This window comes from Nonomuraea sp. B5E05 (assembly GCF_039880665.1).
Taxonomy (GTDB): Bacteria; Actinomycetota; Actinomycetes; order Streptosporangiales; family Streptosporangiaceae; genus Nonomuraea.
The window spans coordinates 1-18,845 of record NZ_JBDPMJ010000040.1 but is presented as its reverse complement, the minus strand read 5'-3'; the positions used below and the strand labels follow the sequence as shown (position 1 = coordinate 18,845).

General features: G+C 68.2%; 19 protein-coding genes. 11 read left to right on the top strand and 8 right to left on the bottom strand.

Translation table 11 applies throughout. From position 1 onward, the window contains the following. The first annotated feature begins 242 nt into the window (after positions 1 to 242). Positions 243 to 737 (top strand): nuclear transport factor 2 family protein, encoded by a 495-nt coding sequence (locus ABGB01_RS41715; protein ID WP_347779497.1) that lies wholly within the window; start codon positions 243 to 245, stop codon positions 735 to 737. A gap of 367 nt (positions 738 to 1,104) precedes the next feature. On the opposite strand, the gene ABGB01_RS41710 is transcribed toward ABGB01_RS41715, so the two are convergent. Both ABGB01_RS41710 and ABGB01_RS41705 read right to left on the bottom strand, forming a co-directional pair. Then, entirely contained in the window at positions 1,105 to 1,761 is a 657-nt protein-coding gene (locus ABGB01_RS41710; RefSeq protein ID WP_347779495.1) for a hypothetical protein, read from the bottom strand. Positions 1,762 to 1,839: 78 nt separating this feature from the next. Next, positions 1,840 to 2,331, bottom strand: coding sequence for a hypothetical protein (locus ABGB01_RS41705; RefSeq protein WP_347779493.1), 492 nt, complete (start codon positions 2,329 to 2,331; stop codon positions 1,840 to 1,842). A gap of 836 nt (positions 2,332 to 3,167) precedes the next feature. Between ABGB01_RS41705 and ABGB01_RS41700 the strand changes: the two genes are divergently transcribed. The 5 genes from ABGB01_RS41700 to ABGB01_RS41680 all read left to right on the top strand — a co-directional run bounded on the left by ABGB01_RS41700 (position 3,168) and on the right by ABGB01_RS41680 (position 7,344). Beyond that, positions 3,168 to 4,022 (top strand): SAM-dependent methyltransferase, encoded by an 855-nt coding sequence (locus ABGB01_RS41700; RefSeq protein ID WP_347779491.1) that lies wholly within the window; start codon positions 3,168 to 3,170, stop codon positions 4,020 to 4,022. A gap of 108 nt (positions 4,023 to 4,130) precedes the next feature. Then, positions 4,131 to 5,000, top strand: coding sequence for a helix-turn-helix transcriptional regulator (locus tag ABGB01_RS41695; RefSeq protein ID WP_347779490.1), 870 nt, complete (start codon positions 4,131 to 4,133; stop codon positions 4,998 to 5,000). A gap of 26 nt (positions 5,001 to 5,026) precedes the next feature. Next, positions 5,027 to 5,779: an SDR family oxidoreductase gene (locus ABGB01_RS41690; protein ID WP_347779489.1), complete on the top strand. Its 753-nt coding sequence runs from the start codon at positions 5,027 to 5,029 to the stop codon at positions 5,777 to 5,779. 222 nt (positions 5,780 to 6,001) lie between these two features. Then, a complete protein-coding gene (locus ABGB01_RS41685) occupies positions 6,002 to 6,226 on the top strand; it encodes a hypothetical protein (protein WP_347779488.1) in 225 nt (74 codons plus the stop codon). A 59-nt stretch (positions 6,227 to 6,285) separates the two neighbouring features. Next, positions 6,286 to 7,344 carry a DUF6461 domain-containing protein gene (locus ABGB01_RS41680; RefSeq protein WP_347779486.1) on the top strand — a complete coding sequence of 353 codons (1,059 nt, stop codon included), beginning with the start codon at positions 6,286 to 6,288 and terminating at the stop codon, positions 7,342 to 7,344. Positions 7,345 to 7,470: 126 nt separating this feature from the next. On the opposite strand, the gene ABGB01_RS41675 is transcribed toward ABGB01_RS41680, so the two are convergent. Then, the gene (locus ABGB01_RS41675; protein WP_347779484.1) at positions 7,471 to 8,364 is read right to left on the bottom strand and encodes a LysR family transcriptional regulator; all 894 of its coding nucleotides are present in this window, start codon (positions 8,362 to 8,364) and stop codon (positions 7,471 to 7,473) included. 72 nt (positions 8,365 to 8,436) lie between these two features. Between ABGB01_RS41675 and ABGB01_RS41670 the strand changes: the two genes are divergently transcribed. Continuing rightward, entirely contained in the window at positions 8,437 to 8,850 is a 414-nt protein-coding gene (locus ABGB01_RS41670; protein WP_347779483.1) for a RidA family protein, read from the top strand. A 193-nt stretch (positions 8,851 to 9,043) separates the two neighbouring features. Here ABGB01_RS41670 and ABGB01_RS41665 read toward each other — a convergent pair whose 3' ends face one another. Then, a complete protein-coding gene (locus ABGB01_RS41665; protein WP_347779481.1) occupies positions 9,044 to 10,393 on the bottom strand; it encodes a potassium transporter TrkG in 1,350 nt (449 codons plus the stop codon). A 579-nt stretch (positions 10,394 to 10,972) separates the two neighbouring features. On the opposite strand from ABGB01_RS41665, the gene ABGB01_RS41660 reads away from it, so the two are divergent. Then, positions 10,973 to 11,641, top strand: coding sequence for a response regulator (locus tag ABGB01_RS41660; RefSeq protein WP_347779480.1), 669 nt, complete (start codon positions 10,973 to 10,975; stop codon positions 11,639 to 11,641). Positions 11,642 to 12,102: 461 nt separating this feature from the next. Here the strand turns inward: ABGB01_RS41660 and dacB are convergent, their stop codons facing one another. Then, the gene (dacB, locus tag ABGB01_RS41655) at positions 12,103 to 13,704 is read right to left on the bottom strand and encodes a D-alanyl-D-alanine carboxypeptidase/D-alanyl-D-alanine-endopeptidase (protein ID WP_347779478.1); all 1,602 of its coding nucleotides are present in this window, start codon (positions 13,702 to 13,704) and stop codon (positions 12,103 to 12,105) included. Between the two features lie 202 nt (positions 13,705 to 13,906). Here dacB and ABGB01_RS41650 point away from each other — a divergent pair, with 202 nt between their 5' ends. Both ABGB01_RS41650 and ABGB01_RS41645 read left to right on the top strand, forming a co-directional pair. Beyond that, complete coding sequence (locus tag ABGB01_RS41650) at positions 13,907 to 14,995, top strand: serine hydrolase domain-containing protein (RefSeq protein WP_347779477.1); 1,089 nt, start codon at positions 13,907 to 13,909, stop codon at positions 14,993 to 14,995. A 48-nt stretch (positions 14,996 to 15,043) separates the two neighbouring features. Beyond that, positions 15,044 to 15,400: a DUF664 domain-containing protein gene (locus ABGB01_RS41645; protein ID WP_347779475.1), complete on the top strand. Its 357-nt coding sequence runs from the start codon at positions 15,044 to 15,046 to the stop codon at positions 15,398 to 15,400. Positions 15,401 to 15,482: 82 nt separating this feature from the next. On the opposite strand, the gene ABGB01_RS41640 is transcribed toward ABGB01_RS41645, so the two are convergent. Both ABGB01_RS41640 and ABGB01_RS41635 read right to left on the bottom strand, forming a co-directional pair. Then, a complete protein-coding gene (locus ABGB01_RS41640; RefSeq protein ID WP_347779473.1) occupies positions 15,483 to 15,968 on the bottom strand; it encodes a pyridoxamine 5'-phosphate oxidase family protein in 486 nt (161 codons plus the stop codon). A 16-nt stretch (positions 15,969 to 15,984) separates the two neighbouring features. Beyond that, on the bottom strand, positions 15,985 to 17,403 hold the full coding sequence (locus ABGB01_RS41635; protein ID WP_347779472.1) for an MFS transporter: 1,419 nt from the start codon (positions 17,401 to 17,403) through the stop codon (positions 15,985 to 15,987). Positions 17,404 to 17,509: 106 nt separating this feature from the next. On the opposite strand from ABGB01_RS41635, the gene ABGB01_RS41630 reads away from it, so the two are divergent. Beyond that, positions 17,510 to 18,004 carry a helix-turn-helix domain-containing protein gene (locus ABGB01_RS41630; protein ID WP_347779470.1) on the top strand — a complete coding sequence of 165 codons (495 nt, stop codon included), beginning with the start codon at positions 17,510 to 17,512 and terminating at the stop codon, positions 18,002 to 18,004. Between the two features lie 260 nt (positions 18,005 to 18,264). Here ABGB01_RS41630 and ABGB01_RS41625 read toward each other — a convergent pair whose 3' ends face one another. Beyond that, complete coding sequence (locus ABGB01_RS41625; protein WP_347779468.1) at positions 18,265 to 18,744, bottom strand: hypothetical protein; 480 nt, start codon at positions 18,742 to 18,744, stop codon at positions 18,265 to 18,267. Between the last annotated feature and the right edge of the window lie 101 nt (positions 18,745 to 18,845).

Sequence of the window (18,845 nt, the reverse complement as noted above, 5' to 3'; positions counted from 1 at the left end):
GGCATCGACAAGGACATCAACACCAGCGACCTCTACCAGGCCCTCAAGCCGCGCCTGCCGCCATGGACCGCGCCGCAGAAGGCGACGCGACATCCGGCGGCTGCTCGCCAGCCCCGACGTCGTCGTGGGCAGTGTCAGCCCAGACGTTCAGTGAAGCGCTGCTGGTGCGGACGCACCCTGCAGCACCCTCCGGCAGGAGCCCGATGCCGTCATCCATCACGTTCGCAGGAGAGAGGAAACCGATGAGAGATCTGCAGACTATCGCCGACCGCGTCGAGATCGAGGCGCTGCGGGGCGAACACGTCGACGCGGCAATGATCGGCGACTACGACCGTTTCGCGTCGCTGTTCACCCAGGACGCGGTGTGGCGGATCCCCCCCGCCAACGTCGAGTTCACCGGGCGGCGGGAGATCCGCGCCGGCATCGAACGGCTGCAGGGTGCATGGGAATTCTGGGTGCAGAACGTGCACCCGGGCACGATCCAACTCGATGGCGACACCGCGACCGGCCGGGAATCCATCTTCGAGATCGGTCGCCAGCGCGACGGCAGGTCGGTCGTCATGTACGGCCTGTTCCACGACCGCTACCAGCGCACCCCGGATGGCTGGAAGTTCACCGAACGCGTCCTCGAGCCCAGGTACCTCGACACCACTGCGCTGACGGGTTCGCCTCATGTGACCTGGGACCCCGCCGGCCCAGAGGCCGGAAACACCTCATCCGCGGAAGGAGCCCGATAACCGCGGTTGAACCGACATCTCCCGAGGCTCCTCCGCATCTGGACGAGCCACATCAGGGATGTGGTCATGCCGGCTGATCCGCCAACGCAACATCTCGGAAGGTGAGGCGACCTGTGGGGCGACGGGCCAGCCTCACAGGTTCACTTCGCTGTCCTGTCGAACTGCCCGCTGGTGTGCCATGTCCCGGCAGCAGCGGGACGTCATCGCATTCCCGGCGGCTGGTTGGCCACGGTCGCCGGTCGTATCTGCCTGGCCCTGCTCCTCGCCACCGTCCGGCGCGAGACGTACGTGGGCGAATGGATCCCCGAGCCGCTACCGAGCCCGAAGCAGCCGGTCCGCTCGCCCGCCCCTTCCTCGGCCTGCTCCGTCAGCCCTTGCCGCGGCCGGTATAGCGCAGGATGTAGATGCCCTGGTTCTTGTCGGAGACGTAGATGTTGCCGCGGGTGTCCACCACGACGTCCTCCGTCTGGGCCACCAACTCCCCCTCGGGCATCGGGCCGTACCTGCGGACGGGGTCTGGGGGCACGAAGTAGCCGACCTCGCGCGGCAGGCGTGTGTTGGAGACGTCATAGATCCGCAGCCCGGCGTTGAAGTGCGCGACATAGAACAGGTCGTTTTGTTTCTGCACGTCAGGGTGGTGCTGGTGGTGGTTGATGTTGTGCGGCCCGCTCCAGCCGCCCCTGCCGGAGAAGTCCTCGTACGGCGCTCCGGGTGGCGGTTCTGGGGTGGGCAGCAGGGACAGCAGCCAGGGGTTGGCCGGGTCGGAGATATCCACGATGGAGGCGTGCGGGGCGGCGCCCTTGCCGTAGGAGACGTCCTCGGAGTTCGCGAAGGCGATCTTCCTGTCCGGGATCGGGAGCACGCCGTGCACACCGAAACGGGAGTGGAAGGGCGGGCTGAAGTTCAGCCCGCCGACCGGCTTCGGCTCGGTCACGTCAGAGATGTCCAGCACGACCAGCCCGGCCGCGCCGTAGGGCAGGTAGGCCAGGTCGCCGATGACGTACGGGGGCCCGTGCAGGGACACGTCCGTGCCGTTCGCGCAGCAGAAGCCGTGTGTGTGCGGCAGTTCGGGAGCGGGCGTGCCCTTCTCGCCGTCCCGCTGTCAGATGTAGATGCCCTCCTCGAAGGAGGCCTCCGGGTCACCGCCGAAATTGGGGAAGATCTGCTCCAGTGCGGTCACCATGATGTCGCCGTGCAGATCGACCTGCAGGGTCCAGGTGTCCTCAGGCCCCGGCACGAACGCCACCACCTCCGGCCGCCGCAGATCGGTGACGTCCACGACGCTCCAGCCCGAGTGCCAGAAGTGACCGGTGTAGAGATACCACCGATCGCCCACGCGGCGGATGGCGAGCTTGAAGGCCGGCCGATGATCCATGTCGGTGTAGCCGACGACCTCCACGTTGCGGGCGAACTGGCCACGCGGACCGGGGACAACCGCACTGATCCCGGAGTCCGCGCCCGCGTGGGCCACCTCCGTACCTGCCCGGGCCGGTGTCGCGACCGTCTGGGTCGCCGCCAGGGCGGAGGCCGCGGTCAGTGAGGCGCGCAACGCCTGGCGCCGCGACACGCCGGAATCCGTTCGCTCGACTCCCATGTCACTCCTCAGATCGGCGATCAGGATCATGGTCGCGGTCATCCCATCAACCCATCCGTAAAAGCGAGCGAAAGATCATCTATCGGGAAACTTTCGGACCTCGGCCCTCAGACCGGACTGCGCTCACCGGCCCAAGAGCCGAGGGCGGTGAGCCGGGACCGGTCCCGGAAGGACGCCGCCACCCTGCCGATATGCCGCGTTTCGATCTTGATCGGCACCCCTGGAGCGGGTTCACTCACCGAAACACCGGGCTGATGCTCGTACTTGCCGGGGCCATGCTCAGCGCCGGGTGTTCGAGCGGGCAAACCAGTCCGCGGGGACCGTCCCCCCATTCGGCACCCTCTTCCTCCACCCCCGCCTCAAGGAGTGACGGAAACTCCACAGCCACTCGTGAACCCTTTGTCCAGCGAAAGTCCCCGAATGTATGGACATGACACGAGTTTGGCCGTAGAAAGACATTTCATATCCGGGCTCGATAAGGGGGGCGGGCGATAGCCGGGAGCGATTACTGGAGTACGGCCGGCGCGGGGGCCCGGCGGCCGTCACCCTCGCAGATCCGGACCTGAGCACGCGAGCCTGGCCCGGAGCCTCCGGTCACCGCATGCGTACGAACGTCACCCGGCGCGGGTGCGACCGCACGCCGGATGCGCGCCGACGCTCGACCTGGCGGCCCGGCTACGCGGCTTCCCGAGCGGTCTACGCCGTAACGCCGGACCGGGCGGTGAGGAAGCACCGTGAAAGCACGGTGAGAAGCACGCAGGCAAGCCCTCGGCGAGGCCCACCCCCGGCCCCGTAAGGCCCGGCGGTCATCGCCGATCCACCAGGAAGAGAAGATGATGCACAGCGACAGAGAGACGGACCCGCTGGACCCCGCGTACGCCGACGTCCCGGCTACGAGGATCAATCCTCACATTCCTCATCCCGCTCGGATATATGACTACTTACTGGGTGGCAAGGACAACTTCGCCTCCGACCGTAAGGCCGCCGAGGCGCTCATCGAGATGTCGCCGGGCACACGTGAGGGCGTGCGCGCCCATCGTGCCTTCGTGGGCCGGGCCGTGCGGTATCTGGCAGCCGAGGCGGGCATCACCCAGTTTCTGGACATCGGCACCGGGATCCCGACCCAGGACCCCACCCACACGATCGCCCAACAGGCCGTACCCGAGGCCCGTGTGGCCTATGTGGACAACGACCCGATCGTTCTGGTGCACGGCCGCGCCCTGCTGACCGGTGACCCGGCAGGTTCGACCGCAATGATCGAGGCGGACCTGCGGCAGCCGGAGAAGATCCTGTCCGATCCCGCCGTCCAGGACGTGCTCGACTTCACCCGTCCCGTGGCCGTCATCCTGGCCGGGGTCCTGCACTTCATCACCGACGAGGAGAACCCGTACGGAGTGGTCGAGCAGCTCAAGGCCGCGGTGCCCAGTGGCAGCCACCTGCTGCTGTCGCACATCACGCTCGATTTCGCCGACCACCTGAGCCGCGAGGAGGCCACCAAGCCGTACGACAAGAGCTCCGCTCCCATGGTGCCGCGCACCCACGACGAGACGCTGCGCTTCTTCGAGGGCTGGGACCTGGTGGACCCGGGCCTCGTCGAGGTGGTGACGTGGCGGCCGGACCCGGTCGAATATCAGGAACAGATTCCCGGCGGCCACGCCTGGGCCTACGGTGGCCTCGCGATCAAGCCTTGAGCACCGCGCTCGCACACGAGGCGGCCCGGTCGGCAGCATCTTGGGGCAGCGACACGCGTGAGCGCGCCGTACAGACGCGGTCTGTTAATCACGACATAGCATGATGTGATGGGCGGTTCCCGACTCTCCACCGATGCGCGGCAGCGGCGCAGTTCTGAGATGCGCGCATTCCTCCGGTCGCGGCGAGCCCGGGTGACGCCCGTTGACGTGGGTATGCCGGCAGGCGAGGGCCGCCGTACGCCCGGGCTGCGGCGGGAGGAGGTGGCGGTGCTCGCCGGCGTAGGAGTGTCCTGGTACACCTGGCTCGAGCAGGGACGCGACATCAACGTCTCCGCTGACGTCCTGGACGCCATCGCCAGGGTGCTGCTCCTGGAGCCCGCAGAGCGCGAGCACCTATACCTCCTCGCCGGCCTCAACCCGCCGCAGGCGGCACCGTCCGAAGGACGGGTCCCCGATGCCGTGCGGCGACTGCTGGAGGGCTGGCTGCCGCGGCCCGCGTACGTCATCGACCGGCACTGGAACGTCCTCGCGATCAACCTCGCGGCGGAGATCGTCTTCCAGTGCAACGAGCACGACCACAACTGCCTGGTCAGCTTCTTCACCAACGCCCGCTACCGTGCGGCGGTCGTGGACTGGCATGACGCGGCGCGAGCGATGGTCGGCCTGTTCCGGGCGGACGCCGCCCGCTACCCGGACGATCCCGAATTCGGCCGCCTGGCCGCGGACATGTGCGCCGCGAGCCCCGCCTTCGCCGAAATCTGGGCGGAACTCCCCGTAGGTGGTCCCACTCACGGCACCAAGGCCCTGGAGATTCCCGGCCTGGGGACGCTGACCTTCGAGGCCACCACCCTGCCGCTGCCCGAACTGCCCGGCCACCGCCTGTGGCTGCACACTCCCGCACCCGGGACGGGAACAGAGGCCTTGCTGGAGCGCTTGGTGGTGGTGTCAGACCCAGGTTCAGCCGACACTGCCGCGTAGGCTCGCGCTGTTCGAGGATCGGCGGCATGAAGCGATTCACGAACAAAACGGTTTTGATCACCGGCGGCACCAGCGGCATCGGGTTCGCGACCGCGCGCAGGTTCCTCGACGAGGGCGCGTACGTCGTCATCACCGGCCGTGACCAGGCCCGCCTCGACACCGCGGCGGAACGCCTGGGCTCAGAGCGGGTCCTGCCCGTCCGCGCGGACGTCAGCGTTGACACCGACCTCGACCTCCTCGTACGGCGTGTCGAGACCTGGCGCGGCGCTCTCCACTCGGTCTTCGCCAATGCCGGAATTGCGGACTTCAGGCCAGAGTTCACCCCGAAGGACTTCGACCACACCATCGGAATCAACTTCAAGGGAGTGTTCTTCACGATCCAAAAGGCGTTGCCACTGATGGGCGACGGAGGCGCGGTCGTCATCAACGCCTCCTGGACCCTGCACCGCGCCCTGCCCGCAGCCTCGATCTACGCCGCCAGCAAGGCCGCCGTGCACAATCTCGCCCGCACACTCGGCACCGAGCTCGCGCCGCGTGGTATCCGTGTCAACTCCGTCAGCCCCGGCTACATCGAGACCGAGATGTACCGGTCCGCCATCGACCCCGACGCGGAGACCCGTATCACGGCGGAGGTGCCGCTCGGCTCGCTCGGCCACCCGGACGACGTCGCCGCCAGCGTCGCCTTCCTGGCCTCGGACGACGCGTCGTACATCACCGGTCAAGACCTCATCATCGACGGCGGCCTCGTGGCAGCGGCGCCCCTCGGGCTGCGCCTTTGACAGCCATACAACGGTCGTAGCAGGCCCACCGCCACGCCGCCTCCGACAGAGTGGTGAAGCAGGACACCCTCTCCCGGGTGGTCCCGCTCGCGGTCGAACTGCGCTCGCGTGGGGACGCCTACCTCGTCCGGATGAAGGTCACCGGCTCGTGGCCGATCGGCCGCCGTCGGTACGAACGGGCCGACAGCCACCGGAGACATCGCCGCCAAGGCCCGGATCGAAGTGAGCGGGCTGCTGAACGTCGAGAGAATAATGACCATCGACAGCTACACGCCTGACGGGACATACATGGCTGATGACGACTTCGACTTCTCGGTCAAGTTGCTCCTGGAATGCGCGAACTGCGCGGCCGGCTCAACCCAGAGCGTATTCGGGATGCGGTGCAGGGTGCTCCCTGGAGACACGTTCCATGTGAAGATCCATGACGGGCAGCCACCCGCTCAGTGAACGCTGAGCCTGCGGGCGTTCCAGGACGTCCGCCGGCTCCTCATGACGGAGACCGAGGCATGAAGGAAGACGATTTCACTCATTACGAGGGACTCGTTTCTGCGTGGTTCTCAGATCCGGCCTGCCTGACCTGGTGCGAGGCATCGGGGCTGGACGTCGTGGCGCGGGCGTTCGGTGCCGACCTCGCCGCGGCCGAGTCTTTGAGCTTCGAGGACGCCCAGATCGAGCAGTACAACGCGGACATCCCCGGCATCCTGCCCAGTGTGGTCGCTGGGACGATCGGCGACTGGACGCTGGTCGTCGAACCGAACGGGGGCGAGGGCGCAAGACCCGAAGTGCTGAAGGCGTTGTCGGCCCGCGGGCGAGCGGTGAACGTTCTGCTCAACGGAGGGCAACACGACCGGCTCAGCTACGCCGCCGCCGGGCGGTTGCTCGCCGTCCGGCTGACATCCTCCCCCGCCCGCCCCGGCCGCCTTCCGGGTGACGCCGACGCGGTCATCGATTCGGTCGGCACCGATGACGTCACCGGGCTCCAAGCCGCCACGCTCCTGGCGGCGGAGCACATCACTGGTGCCCGCCTCACGGAAGAGTGGCTACTGGACAGCGGCCTCACGCGCCTGCTCGTCGAGGATCCGCTCCCCGACGACATCGTCCCGGATCAGTTACGCGACCACCGCGTACTGAACCGGTCCGAAGTACGGGCGATCCTCGACGATCTGTCGCCCGACAAGACAGCTCGCATCCGCTGTTTGATGGCGGAGGCAGTGGTACAGGGTTCGCAACTGTCGCACCCCGCCGTGGATGAGGCGCTGGAGTTCCTGCGTGGCGACGACGACGCCGCCCGCCGCCGGGAGGTCCGCCGCCAGGTCGCATCACTGCGCGACGACATCACACGAGAACCTGGCCCGGACTGGACACCGCGCCAGGCGGCCGTGAAGGTGCTGCTGGACGCACTGGGAGACGACCTCACCGAATCCGCGGACGCGGTCGCGGGCCACGCCTACATGGGACATCTCACCGACGATCAAAAGACCATCATCGTCATCATGAAGCGGTGCCTACGTCGAATCAGCCGCACAGCGTTACAGGCGTCTGAAGAAGATCGTGTCGAGGTGTAGGAAGTCGCACCCGCCCACAAGATCGCGCGCAGCAGCTTCAAGACGGACCGATCACAGATGCGTTCCTCGACCGCCAGACGCATGGCTCCGATGTGTTGGTCGATGTGCGGAGGGGGAGGAAGGAAGTCAGGGTTGGCCGCGGGCGGCCTCAAGGAATCGTGTGACCAGGGGGTTCTGGTCGTCGCGACGCCAGGCCACTGCGACGGTGGTGCGTGCGCTGTTCGGTTCGATCCGGCGGTATGCGACACCGTTGAGGCGGATCCGGCGGATGCTCGCCGGGGCGAGTGACACGCCCAGTCCTGCCTCGACGAGCGCGCAGACCGTCTGCCATTCGACCGCCTGCTGGCCAAGGCGAGGTTCGAAACCCGCACTGCGGCACAAGTCGAGAATCCGATCGTGAAACATCGGTCCGGCACTACGGGGCAGCAACACGAACGGTTCGTCCGCGAGTGCTTCGATCGGGAGGACGCGCTGGGCCGCAAGGAAGTGGGCGGCCGGCAGGACCGCGATGAACTCCTCGGACAAGATCGTCTCGGTCGCCAGCCCCGGCTCACCCGGCGGCTCGCGCAGGAGCCCGACGTCGATCACATGCTCGTGCAGAGCGGTCACCTGCGGCGCTGTGGTCATCTCACGGATCTCCATATCCACCTGGGGAAACCGGTCGCGGTAGGCGCGCAACAAGCCTGGCAGGACGGTGAGCGCGAGCGATGCGGAGAAGCCGATCCGGATACGACCGGCCTCACCACTGCCAGTGCGCCGGGCCGCGTCCAGGCCGACGGCAATCTCGTCGAGTGCACGCCGAGCGACGGGCAGGAGTTGGTGTCCTGCCGCGGTGAGGGTGACCGCGCCGGGTCCTCGGGTGAACAGCGGGTGCCCGACCTTCGCTTCCAGGCGGCGGATCTGCTGGCTGAGCGGCGGTTGCGCGATGCCCAGCCGATCCGCTGCGCGCCCGAAGTGGAGTTCCTCGGAGAGGACCACAAAGGCGTGAAGCTGCTGAAGGCTGAGCTCGGGACGATCCATACCTTTAGAGATATCAGACGAGTCTCGGAGAGGTATTGGACATATCGCTGCTGGTTGCCTACCTTTCGCCACATGACAGAGCGACGCGTGATCTTGAGTGGATCCACCTTCGAAGAGGAGATCGGCTACGCGCGGGCGGTGATCGACGGCGACTGGGTGCACGTATCCGGGACGACCGGGTTCGACTACACGACCATGACAATCTCCGCCAACGTGGTCGAGCAGGCCGAGCAGGCCCTGCGCAACGTTGGATCGGCACTGGACGAAGCGGGCTGCTCGTTCGCCGACGTCGTCCGGGTCAGATACCTGCTAACCGACCGTGAGGACTTCCAGCCGTGCTGGCCGACCCTGCGCCGCTGCTTCGGCGACATCCGCCCCGCCGCGACGATGCTCGTGTGCGGCCTGGCCGATCCCCGCATGAAGTTCGAGATCGAGGTGTACGCACGACAGCCCGCAGAGCCAAGGCCCGCGCCCGCTGCTTCCTGACCGGCAACGCCGGTCATGTCGCGTAGCTGACACGCCGGGCGACTTCCGAGTTCAAAGTGGCACTGGCGTCTGCGTGCCGTGACCCTCCCCTCGACGGCCGCAGGACGGGGCCCGCGGGTCGGAGCCGCAGGCCGAGGCGAGACCGGCGGTGCCTTGGCGCAATCCGATCATGGCCACTGCCTCAGGGTTCTTGTCAGCCGACGATGACCCTCTCCTCGGGGAGTTGGTAGCGGCGTGCGCGGTCCTTCAACGCGAGGGCGGAGCCCAGGGTGAGCGGGCCGATCCTGCCGATGAACATCAACAGCGTCAGCAGAACGTGACCAGCCGGTGTGGCATCGGCGGTGATGCCGGTCGACAGGCCCACTGTGCCGAACGCCGACACCACCTCGAACAGCACCTGATCCAGGGTGTGCGGAGTCAGGGCCAGCAGCACGTACGTGGACGCTGCGACCAGCGCCACACTCACAAGGCTGATCGAGACGGCTTGACGCTGCGCCGCCTCCGGCAGGCGGCGATGGCCGATGTTGACCTCGCGCTCGCCGCGCAGCTCGGCCCAGATGACGAAGGCGAGCATGCCGAACGTGGTGACCTTGATGCCGCCCGCCGTGCCCGCGCTGCCACCGCCGATGAACATCAGCAGGTCGGTGGCCAGCCAACTGGTGGGATACATCTCGGCGACGTCGATGCTGTTGAAGCCCGCGGTGCGTGGCATGACGGCGGTGAAGAAGGCGGCCAGCAGCTTGCCGGGGTCGTCGAGTGCGCCCAGCGTCTCCGGATTTCGCCATTCGGTGCCCAGGAACACCAGCATGCCGGCGACCAGCAGGACCGCAGTGACGCCGACGGTGACCCTGGTCAGGACCGACCAGTGGCGGGGTCGGCGCCAGGTGCGCAGTAACTCGAACACGACCGGGAAGCCGAGCCCGCCGACGATCACGGCGATCGCGATGGTCAAGCAGATCCAGGGGTCGGCGACGAAGCGCATCAGGCTGTCGGGCCACAAGGCGAACCCGGCGTTGTTGAAGGCCGAGATTGCGTGAAAGATGCCCAGGTAGACGGCTCGGCCAAACGGCTCGCCATAGCCGAGGAGGAACCGGCCAGTGAGGATCACCGCAGCGATGGCCTCGCAGACCAGGCTGAAGACGACCACGCGGCGGACCACGTGCCGCACGTCGGTCATGTTCAGCGTCTTGGTCTCGGCCTGTGCGAAGATCCTTACGCGCAGGCCGAGGCGGCCGGCCACCAGGACGGTGAACAGTGTCGCCAGGGTCATGATCCCCAGCCCGCCGACCTGGATCAGCCCGGCGATCACGATCTCGCCGAACACCGACCAGTGCGATGCGGTGTCCACGACCACCAACCCGGTGACGCATACCGCTGATGTCGAGGTGAACAGAGCGGCCAGCCAACCCGCCGACTCCCCCGACTCGGTGGCGATCGGCAGGGTGAGCAAGGCAGTGCCGATCAGAACTGCCGCCCCGAACCCGGTAACGATCACCTGGGCCGGGTGCTGAAACCGATCAAGGATCCCGTGACGCCGTCTCATGCCGCACGCTCACGTACGCGGAGCCGACCAAGGCACGCCGCCGCAGTGTGCCCGTGGACGGACAGGCCACAGCTCAGAAGGGTTGGCAAGGGCATTGCGACTCTGATCGGGAACATGCCGAGCACGCGGGCTCGATCGTGCACCCACCGGCTTCGAACGGGGCCTCCTGCGGCCGACCGTTTCGCCAGCACCATAAAGGTCACCCTTCATCAAGACCCTTGAAGACGCATCGCACGCTACCCAGGCTGTAAGGGCGGCGGACGAGGTGAGGGCGTCAAGAAAACGTATGAATCGGAGACTGGCCAGTACCGGTGGAGAGTCTTCCAAGGTCGCTCACGACTGTTTCTCCAGCCGCATCGCCGGTCCCGATCTTGACTGCGTCCAGACGGTTCGCAGGCGAGCGATGGCGCGATGTCGACGAGCCGGGGCGTAGAAATGGCGTCAATACTGGGGTTGCAGCCGTATGGAATCCGTCAAGAGCGGCAAAACCCCTCAAATGTCAGTGTTGGCTTGGGTGCAGTCGCGAGAGGCCAGGGGGAGACTCCATGATTATCCGGATGAGGCCCGAGCGGTGACGGCATGACCAAGATCCTCGTCGTCGACGACGATGCCCAGATTCTGCGCACGCTCCGCATCAACCTGACCGCCCGCCACTACGAGGTCGCGGTCGCCGCCGACGGCGGCCAGGCGCTGCGCCAGGCCGCCGACTGGCATCCCGACCTGATCGTCCTCGACCTCGGTCTGCCCGACATCGACGGCGTGGAGGTCATTCACGGCCTCCGCTGCTGGACCGAGATCCCCATCGTCGTCCTGTCCGGCCGGGCGGGAAACCAGGACAAGATCGACGCCCTGGACGCGGGTGCCGACGACTACGTCACCAAGCCGTTCAGCATCGGTGAGCTGCTGGCCCGCATCCGGGCCGTCTCCCGGCGCGCTGCGGCCCACGATGCCGACCTCGCTCAGATCCAGGTCGGAGACCACACGGTCGACCTGGCCGGCAAGAGCATTTCCCACGGCATCCGGCTTACGCCCACGGAATGGCACATCCTGGAGATCCTCCTGCGCAACCCAGGCAAGCTCATCCCGCAGCGCTACCTGCTCAACGAGGTATGGGGCAGCAACTACGCCACGGAAACCCACTACCTGCGCCAGTACATGGCCCAGCTCCGCAAGAAACTCGAACGCGACCCCTCCCGCCCGGCCCATCTGATCACCGAACCGGGCATGGGCTACCGCTACATCCCCTAGCCGCGCCGGGGCGGCCGGTCACCGTCGCCGGTTCGGCCTGGAGCCGCCCGTCCCGCCTGGGCTGGGCTGGGCTCGCTCAGCGCACCGCAACGGGCCCTGGCCGGCTTCCTGCGCCTGGACGACGACCTCCTCGCGGCAGCCCCCGAAGCCAGCCCGCCGGTGCAATCCGTACAGCACGACCGAAAGGCCCTGGCCGCCTGGGTCGGCGCTCTGCCCGCCAAGCGCAAGGACGCGCTGCTGCTGCGGTAGTCGAGGAAGACGGCGCGAAGGTTCGGTGGGAGCTGCTGCGCGAGTTCGGCGGCGGAAGCCCTCATCAAGCGACACAACGACGCGGGCCTCATGGCCGAGTGACCGGCGAGGCGACCGGCCGGTAGGCGGACGGGCTGGTGCCGCGGTGACCCTTCCACCAGCCCGTCGAACGGCACGGCCCTTGCGCTGACCGCGGTTGCACACCCGGGACACTAGCCGCTCTGGGTGATGTACGCCGCCGCGGCGATCTCCCCCAACGCCTGCCCGGTCATCTTGGACATCTCCCTGGCCGCATCGGCCGACGCGGTCTGGATGCCCACGAAGGCCGCGAAGGTCAGCCGCCGGCCACCGGGGAGCTCGACGTACCCGGCCAGGGCCTGGCGGTTCATCCACGTGCCGTCTTCGTTTCCCAGGCTCGTGCCGGTCTTGGCGTAGACGTGGCCCGCCGCCGGCGAGTCGGGCTGGATGTTCTTGAGGGTCCCGTCCCGGCCGAGGATCGGGAGCGCGTCGCGGTAGAGATGGAAGTGCGGTTGCCGCGCCATGTAGGCCAGGAATTCCACGAAATACTGCGGCGTGTAGCGGTTCTGCGCCGACCCCGGGGGTGCCGGGTCGAACCCGGCCTTCTCGAACAGCTCACGCCGTACCCGCTGCCCCGCCGCCTTCGGATCGTCCGGGTCCCGCCCGGCGATGGCCCCGATCAGGTACGGGAACACCTCCGTATGCAAGTTGCTGCTGACCTTGAGCATGGGCTTGAGCTGGTCGTGCAGGGCCGGAGAGAGATGCTCGGCGACCAGGCGCCGGGCACCGGACCCGGTCGTGGCTCCCCGCCGCGCGCCGACGTGCACGCCCTTGTCCCGCAACAACCGCGCGAAGATCGTCTGGGCGAAGGCCGCCGGTTCCGGGACGAAGTACGCGCGGAACAGGCCGGGGCTGTCGTCGGGGATGTCGCCGGTCAGGCTCACCGTACGGGTGCCGTCGGGGTGTCGTACGTCGTCGGCGAAGGCGAGCGGGCGCGCGGAGGCCGCCTCGGCGGCGGCGATCGTGCGTACCTCGTTCACTATGCGGACGTAGGAGGAGCGCGGGGAGATGTCCAGGACGGCGGGCATCCCCGGGCGGCTGCCGGGTCCGACGGAGACGTCCACGAGATTGTCGTTGAGCATGACCGGGGAAATGGTGGCCGTCACGCCGTTGGCCAGGTTCTCGGTGCCTTCGCGGTAGAGGGTGCCGTCCACCAGCACCCGCCCCTCGACCCGCCTGATCCGGGTCGCCACCTTGGCCGCGAGCCGGCGGAGCTCCCGCACCGGGTCACCGCTGACAGGCCCCGCCCCAGGAGTGGTGTGGTAGGTGTGGTCCGGGTCGGGCAGGGCCAGGCTCCCGTCGGGGCGCAGCCGTCCCGCCAGCAGCAGGTCGCCCCCCGCCACCAGCACGAGGTCACCGTGCAGCACACCGCCGCGCACGGGTCCGGTCCGGTGGACGCGGGTGGGCAGGCGCCGGTCGTACCCCAGTGTCAGGAACGCCGTGCCGCCGACGAAGACTTTCGATGAGGACCCGGCGACGAACGGCTCGCCGGTGTTGAGCGCGTAGATCGACTCTCCGGTGTCCGGCGCGTAGAACTGCGCCCCCCAACGGGCGCCGCCGAAAGCGGGCCGCGCCATGATCTCCTCGATCCTGCGCGCCAGGTCGGTATCGGGAGCGGCCTGGACGGGCCGCGGGGCGGCGGTGAGGGTGCCGGCCAGCGGAACGGTGCCCAGTAAGCCGAGGACGGACCGCCGCGACGGTTGCCAGGTGTCCAGCTGTGTCGGGTTCGTGGCCACCGGTTTCTCCTTGTTCGTTGGGAACCCCGATCCGAAGGACCCGCTCGGGCTCTTCGGCGAGGCGCACTTCGCCGACGCATTGAAACGTGGCGGCTTGTTTCCCGGCCGTTTCCTGCCGGCACCGGGGGCGGAAACGAGGAGGAAACAGCGGAACGGCCATAACAGGACGGCGAACGTCCGCGCCAGAGGAAGGGCCTGTGCAGTGAACCGAAGAACGGCGATCGGGCTGGCGTGCTCGGTCCTGGCCCTGGGCCTGGCCGCTCCGGCGACCGCCGCCGCCCGGCCGCGGACCGGCGACGTGCAGCAGGCGATGGACGCCTTGGCGAAGACGCCGGGGGTGGTGGGAGCCATCGGGGAGGCGTACTACGACGGCAGGCGCATCGATGGCGGCACGGCCGGCTCGCGCCTGATCGACGGCAAGGGCGGCAGGATCCCCACCGGCGCCCGCTACCGCGCCTGGTCCCTGACCAAACAGTTCACCGCCACCGTGCTGCTGCAACTCGTCAAGGAGGGCGAGCTGGGCGTGGACGACAAGCTGAGCGCGGTCCTGCCGGTGACGGCCGAACAGGACCTGGTCGAGCGGGCCGGCGAGATCACCGTACGGCACCTCCTCCAGCACACCTCCGGCATCCCCGACTACACCGGGCACCCGGACCTGAGGCCCTTCGACGACCTCACCACCCGTCACTCGCCGCTCGACCTGGTGAAGATGTCCCGCGGACAGCCCAGGCAGCAGGAGCCGGGTGAGCGGTTCAGCTACTCCAACACCAACTACATCCTGCTCGGGGCCATCATCGAGAGGCTGAGCGGCCATACGCTGGCCGTGGAGTTCCAGCGGCGGCTGCTCAAGCCGCTCGGGATGAACCGCTCCTACCTGCCCGTCGGGCCAGGGCAGGGCATCAAGGGGCCCCACGGGCACGGCTACTACCCCGGGCCGGACGGCACGCCGCGCGACGTGGACCGGATGAACACCACCAGCCTGTGGGCGGCCAGCGGCCTGATCTCGACCTCGCGCGACCTGACCACGTTCTACCGTGCGCTCGCCGAGGGGCGGCTGCTGCCTGCCGCGCTCCGGGAGGTGATGAGGTACCCGGTGGAGGAGCAACCCGTGTGCGGCGGCTCGATCGGCCTGTACCGGGGTTCCGGGCCCGGCGGGCTGGCCATGACCTTCACCTCCGCCGACGGCCGCCTGCAGTTCGCGGTGTCGGCGACGACCAGCATCGCGGGCCAGGGCCAGGTGCGCCCGGCTTTGCAGAAGGCCGCCGAAGCGGTGCTCTGTCCTGGCAAGTGAGGGAAGCAGGGAGCAACCCATGCGTACACGTTTGAGCGGGAGCACGTTGTGGTCCCGGCGCCGTGGGACACCGCAGACTGGAACGCCGACCCCGGCTGGGACTTCAACTCGGCCGCCGACGACACTCCCGAGGACCTCTACGCGCTCTGGGACGCCACCGTCGAACGGTCCCGGGCGAGGCTCGACGCGGCCCTGGCCACCGGCGGACTCGACCAGCTCGTCCACCTCTCCCACGCCGACGGGCGCCATGTGAGCCTGCGCCGGCTGCTCTGCGACCTGATCGAGGAGTACGGGCGGCACACCGGGCATGCCGACCTGCTCCGCGAGGCCGTGGACGGGCTGGTCGGTGAGGACCCTCCGGCTGAATGGCACGCGAAGTGCAACCGGCCACACCTCCGCAATTAGCCGCTGTACCGACCACAGCTGCAGACCAGCTGCCCTGTCCCGGATTCCGGAACAGGACGGCTCGGCGATGTCCCCAGGTCGCTCAGCGTTTCCCCGGCGCGTACCAGATTCTGCTGTGCAGGTCGCTGCCCCTGATCACTTGTACGCGCCACGGCTCCAGCCGCAGTACGTGCAGCTTGGGGTCGCCCGGGTCGGTCCAGAAGTTGCCCAGGTTGTAGCCGGCCCCCTGCGGGCTCGTACGCCGATAGAGGTCCCACACGTGGTACTTGGTCTCCAGGTCGTCGGCCCAGGTGGCGACGGTGTCGACGCTCACCGCGTTCTGCCGGGGCGTCCAGTAGGAGAACGTGCTGTGCGGGTTGCCCGCCAGGTGGGCGGCCTTGACCGGTGTCCTGTAGGTGGCGAGCCAGCCTAGCGGCCGGCCGTCGACGTTCTCCCAGACGGGGATCAGTACTCGCGCGCGGGGTCGTCCCTTCTGGTCGACCGTGGTCATGGTCGCGTACACGATGTCGCCGATGTAGGCGTCGAACTGATCCTTGATGTCGGCGAACGACGTCACGTGTTCGGTCAATATCGTCTCCCTGCTGCTAAACGGTGGCGGGGGTGGACTCTTGGGCCGGTTCGGGGGAGCCAACGGGGGTCCGCAGGCCGAAGGCCATGACTGCCGCGCCGAGCAGCGCCGCCACCAGCGGGACCACCAGTGCGGTCCGCAGCGCGTCCAGACCGGTTCCGGCGGAAACGCTGACCGCGGTGACGGCCGACAGCCCGAGCGCCATGCCGAACTGCATGGCCGTGTAGAGCAGACCGCCCGCCAGACCGTGCTCCTCCTCCTCGACGCCCTCGGTCGCGGCCATGGTCAGCGGGCCGTACGCCAGCGCGAAAGCCAGACCGAGCAGGAGCAACGCCGGGAGCATGGCGGTGTAGGCCCAGTCCATGCCGACGGGCAGAAACAGCGCGTACGCGACCGCCGCGAGCACGATGCCGCCGAACAGGACTCGCGCGTTTCCGAAGCGGTTGACCAGGCGTGGCGTCAGCGTGGGCGCGAGCACCGTGTCGATCCCGATCACCAGCATGGCCAGGCCGGTCTGCATCGTGCTCCAGCCGCGCACCTCCTGGAAGTACAGGGTGGCCAGGAACTGGAAGCCGGCGAACGCCACCAGGAACAGCAGCGCCGCCACGTTGACGCGCACGAGCGACGCCTTGCGCAGGATACCCAGCCGCACCAGCGGTGACGACGATCGCCGTTCGATCGCGACGAACAGCCCGAGCAGCGCCAGCCCGGCGACGAACGTCGCAACAGTCAGGAGAGGCCCGTCACTGGGGTGCTCCAGCCGGACCACGCCGTACACCAGGAGCAACATGGCACCGGTGATGGACAGCGACCCCGCCAGGTCGAAGCTGCCCCGAGCCCGCTTGCCGCCGGTGTCGCGCAGCAGGGCCAGCGCCGCCACCAGGATCAGCGCGGACAGGATGACCGGCGCGAAGAACACCCACCGCCAGCCGAACGAGGTGAGCACGCCGCCGGCGACCAGCCCGAGCGAGAACCCGCCCGCCGCCGTCCCCGCGTACACGCCCAGCGCCTTGGTGCGTAGGCGGCCCTCGGGAAAGTTGGAGGTGATCAGCGCCAGCCCGGCCGGCGCCATGAACGCGGCTGCCACCCCCGTGACGAACCGCGCGGCCAGCAACATCCAGCCTTCGGTGGCGAACCCGCCGAGCCCGGAGAAGAGCAGGAAGACACTCAGCCACACCACGAACATCCGCCGGTGTCCCAGCAGGTCGGCGGCGCGGCCGCCCAGCAACATGAACCCGCCGTAGCCGAGCACGTAGGCGCTGACCACGCCGCTGAGCATCCCGGTGGACAACCCCAGGTCGGCGCGGATCGACGGCAGCGCCACGTTCAGCATCGCCACGTCGATCCCCTCCAGGAAGATCGCGGCGCACAACACCAGCAACACGCCCCACGCACGCGCTGTCATGCGTGCGGGCCCGCTGACGGAATCCGACATCGGAGTCCAACCTCTCTGCATCGGAGAACCGATCCGCAGACGGTTCCCCAATGGCCTCTTGGTTCCTTCTTGTAAGTGACAGCATCGTCAGGCACTATCGATGAGCATGGAAGACGGCACTTTCAAGTCCCTCGGTTACTGCGGTGATACCGGCATCGACGAGGACGTTCTCCAGTGGGACCAGCGCGCGGAGTGTGAGGTGCGGCATATTCTCGACCGCATCGCCGACAAGTGGTCGCTTCTGATCATCGCGCTGCTCGACAAGCGGAGCCTGCGCTTCAGCGAGCTGAGCCGCGCGATCGATGGGGTCAGCCAGCGCATGCTGACCCGTACGCTGCGGCATCTGGAACGCGACGGGCTGGTGAGCCGGACCGTGCATCCCACCGTCCCGCCACGTGTGGACTACGAGCTGACCCCGATGGGCGCGACCCTGCACAGCACCATCAACGCCCTCGTCATCTGGACCGAGGAGCACCAGAACGCCATCGCAGCCGCTCGCGCCGCCTACGACAGGAAAGTCGTGGCCGAACGGGAGACCGCGGAACGCCTGGAGGCCGAACGCCAGGCCATCGCCCACGTGGCCCTATCAGGCAGGGGCTGACCGCCACCGCTCCCCGAGCGGCGGCAGACGATCAGGATGACGACGGCCACCAGGCCGATCACGCCCGCACAACCCGCGTCTCCGGAAGGTGGTCGCGGGTCCGGCTGATCCGGCCGCCGGCTGGGCGGCCGGGCCGGCCGGTCGCCAGGGTTCAGGCCGTGGCGACCGGCACCGCCGTCCTTCCGGTCCCGCTTGGTGCCGTCCCAGTGGTAGCGGTTTCCTCTCCCGCCCCGGTACAAGCCGGGTTCTTGTCCCAATGGTCAGCCGATCCAGACCGAGGCGTGCACGCCGTCCTCGACGTTCACCTGCACCGGGCGCAGGCCGCGCGCCACCAGGCTGTCGAACCTGCGCTGGTAGGCGGAGCCGGAGGTGTCGATGGAGTGGTACCAGGGCCGGACACCGTCCTTGCGGTAGATCGCGGCGAACCGCGCCCCTCCCGGGCCCACCGCCACCGCCGTCGGGCGAAACCCCTCGGCGGTGCGCTCGTCGAAGAACTTCTTGTGCCCGGCGGACGACTTTCCGTACGAGTAGTACCATCCGCCTCCCTGGCTCTGCCGCCAGACCGCGACGTACCGAGGATCCGACGGCGTACCGTACACATCAATCGAGACCGGTACGTACCCGTCCGCGTGGGCCTTCTGGTTGTGGGCGGCGAACTGTGCCCCGGTGAGCCCCATGCGGGAGAAGAACCGTTCGGAGCGCTTCTCCCACAGTTGTAGGGCGACGCTGAAGATGGGCATGTAGGCGGCGTTCGTGGTGTCTATGTGGACGACATGAACGACCCCGCCAGGCGATGGCCTGACGGGGTCTGGTGCTCATGGTGTCGTGGTGGTGCTCAGTC

Coding starts and splice junctions, on each gene's coding strand:
- ABGB01_RS41715 (WP_347779497.1), top strand. CDS start 243: ATGAGAGATCTGCAGACTATCGCCGACCGCGTCGAGATCGAGGCGCTG.
- ABGB01_RS41705 (WP_347779493.1), bottom strand. CDS start 2,331: ATGGGAGTCGAGCGAACGGATTCCGGCGTGTCGCGGCGCCAGGCGTTG.
- ABGB01_RS41700 (WP_347779491.1), top strand. CDS start 3,168: ATGCACAGCGACAGAGAGACGGACCCGCTGGACCCCGCGTACGCCGAC.
- ABGB01_RS41695 (WP_347779490.1), top strand. CDS start 4,131: ATGGGCGGTTCCCGACTCTCCACCGATGCGCGGCAGCGGCGCAGTTCT.
- ABGB01_RS41690 (WP_347779489.1), top strand. CDS start 5,027: ATGAAGCGATTCACGAACAAAACGGTTTTGATCACCGGCGGCACCAGC.
- ABGB01_RS41680 (WP_347779486.1), top strand. CDS start 6,286: ATGAAGGAAGACGATTTCACTCATTACGAGGGACTCGTTTCTGCGTGG.
- ABGB01_RS41675 (WP_347779484.1), bottom strand. CDS start 8,364: ATGGATCGTCCCGAGCTCAGCCTTCAGCAGCTTCACGCCTTTGTGGTC.
- ABGB01_RS41670 (WP_347779483.1), top strand. CDS start 8,437: ATGACAGAGCGACGCGTGATCTTGAGTGGATCCACCTTCGAAGAGGAG.
- ABGB01_RS41665 (WP_347779481.1), bottom strand. CDS start 10,393: ATGAGACGGCGTCACGGGATCCTTGATCGGTTTCAGCACCCGGCCCAG.
- ABGB01_RS41660 (WP_347779480.1), top strand. CDS start 10,973: ATGACCAAGATCCTCGTCGTCGACGACGATGCCCAGATTCTGCGCACG.
- ABGB01_RS41635 (WP_347779472.1), bottom strand. CDS start 17,403: ATGTCGGATTCCGTCAGCGGGCCCGCACGCATGACAGCGCGTGCGTGG.
- ABGB01_RS41630 (WP_347779470.1), top strand. CDS start 17,510: ATGGAAGACGGCACTTTCAAGTCCCTCGGTTACTGCGGTGATACCGGC.
- ABGB01_RS41625 (WP_347779468.1), bottom strand. CDS start 18,744: ATGCCCATCTTCAGCGTCGCCCTACAACTGTGGGAGAAGCGCTCCGAA.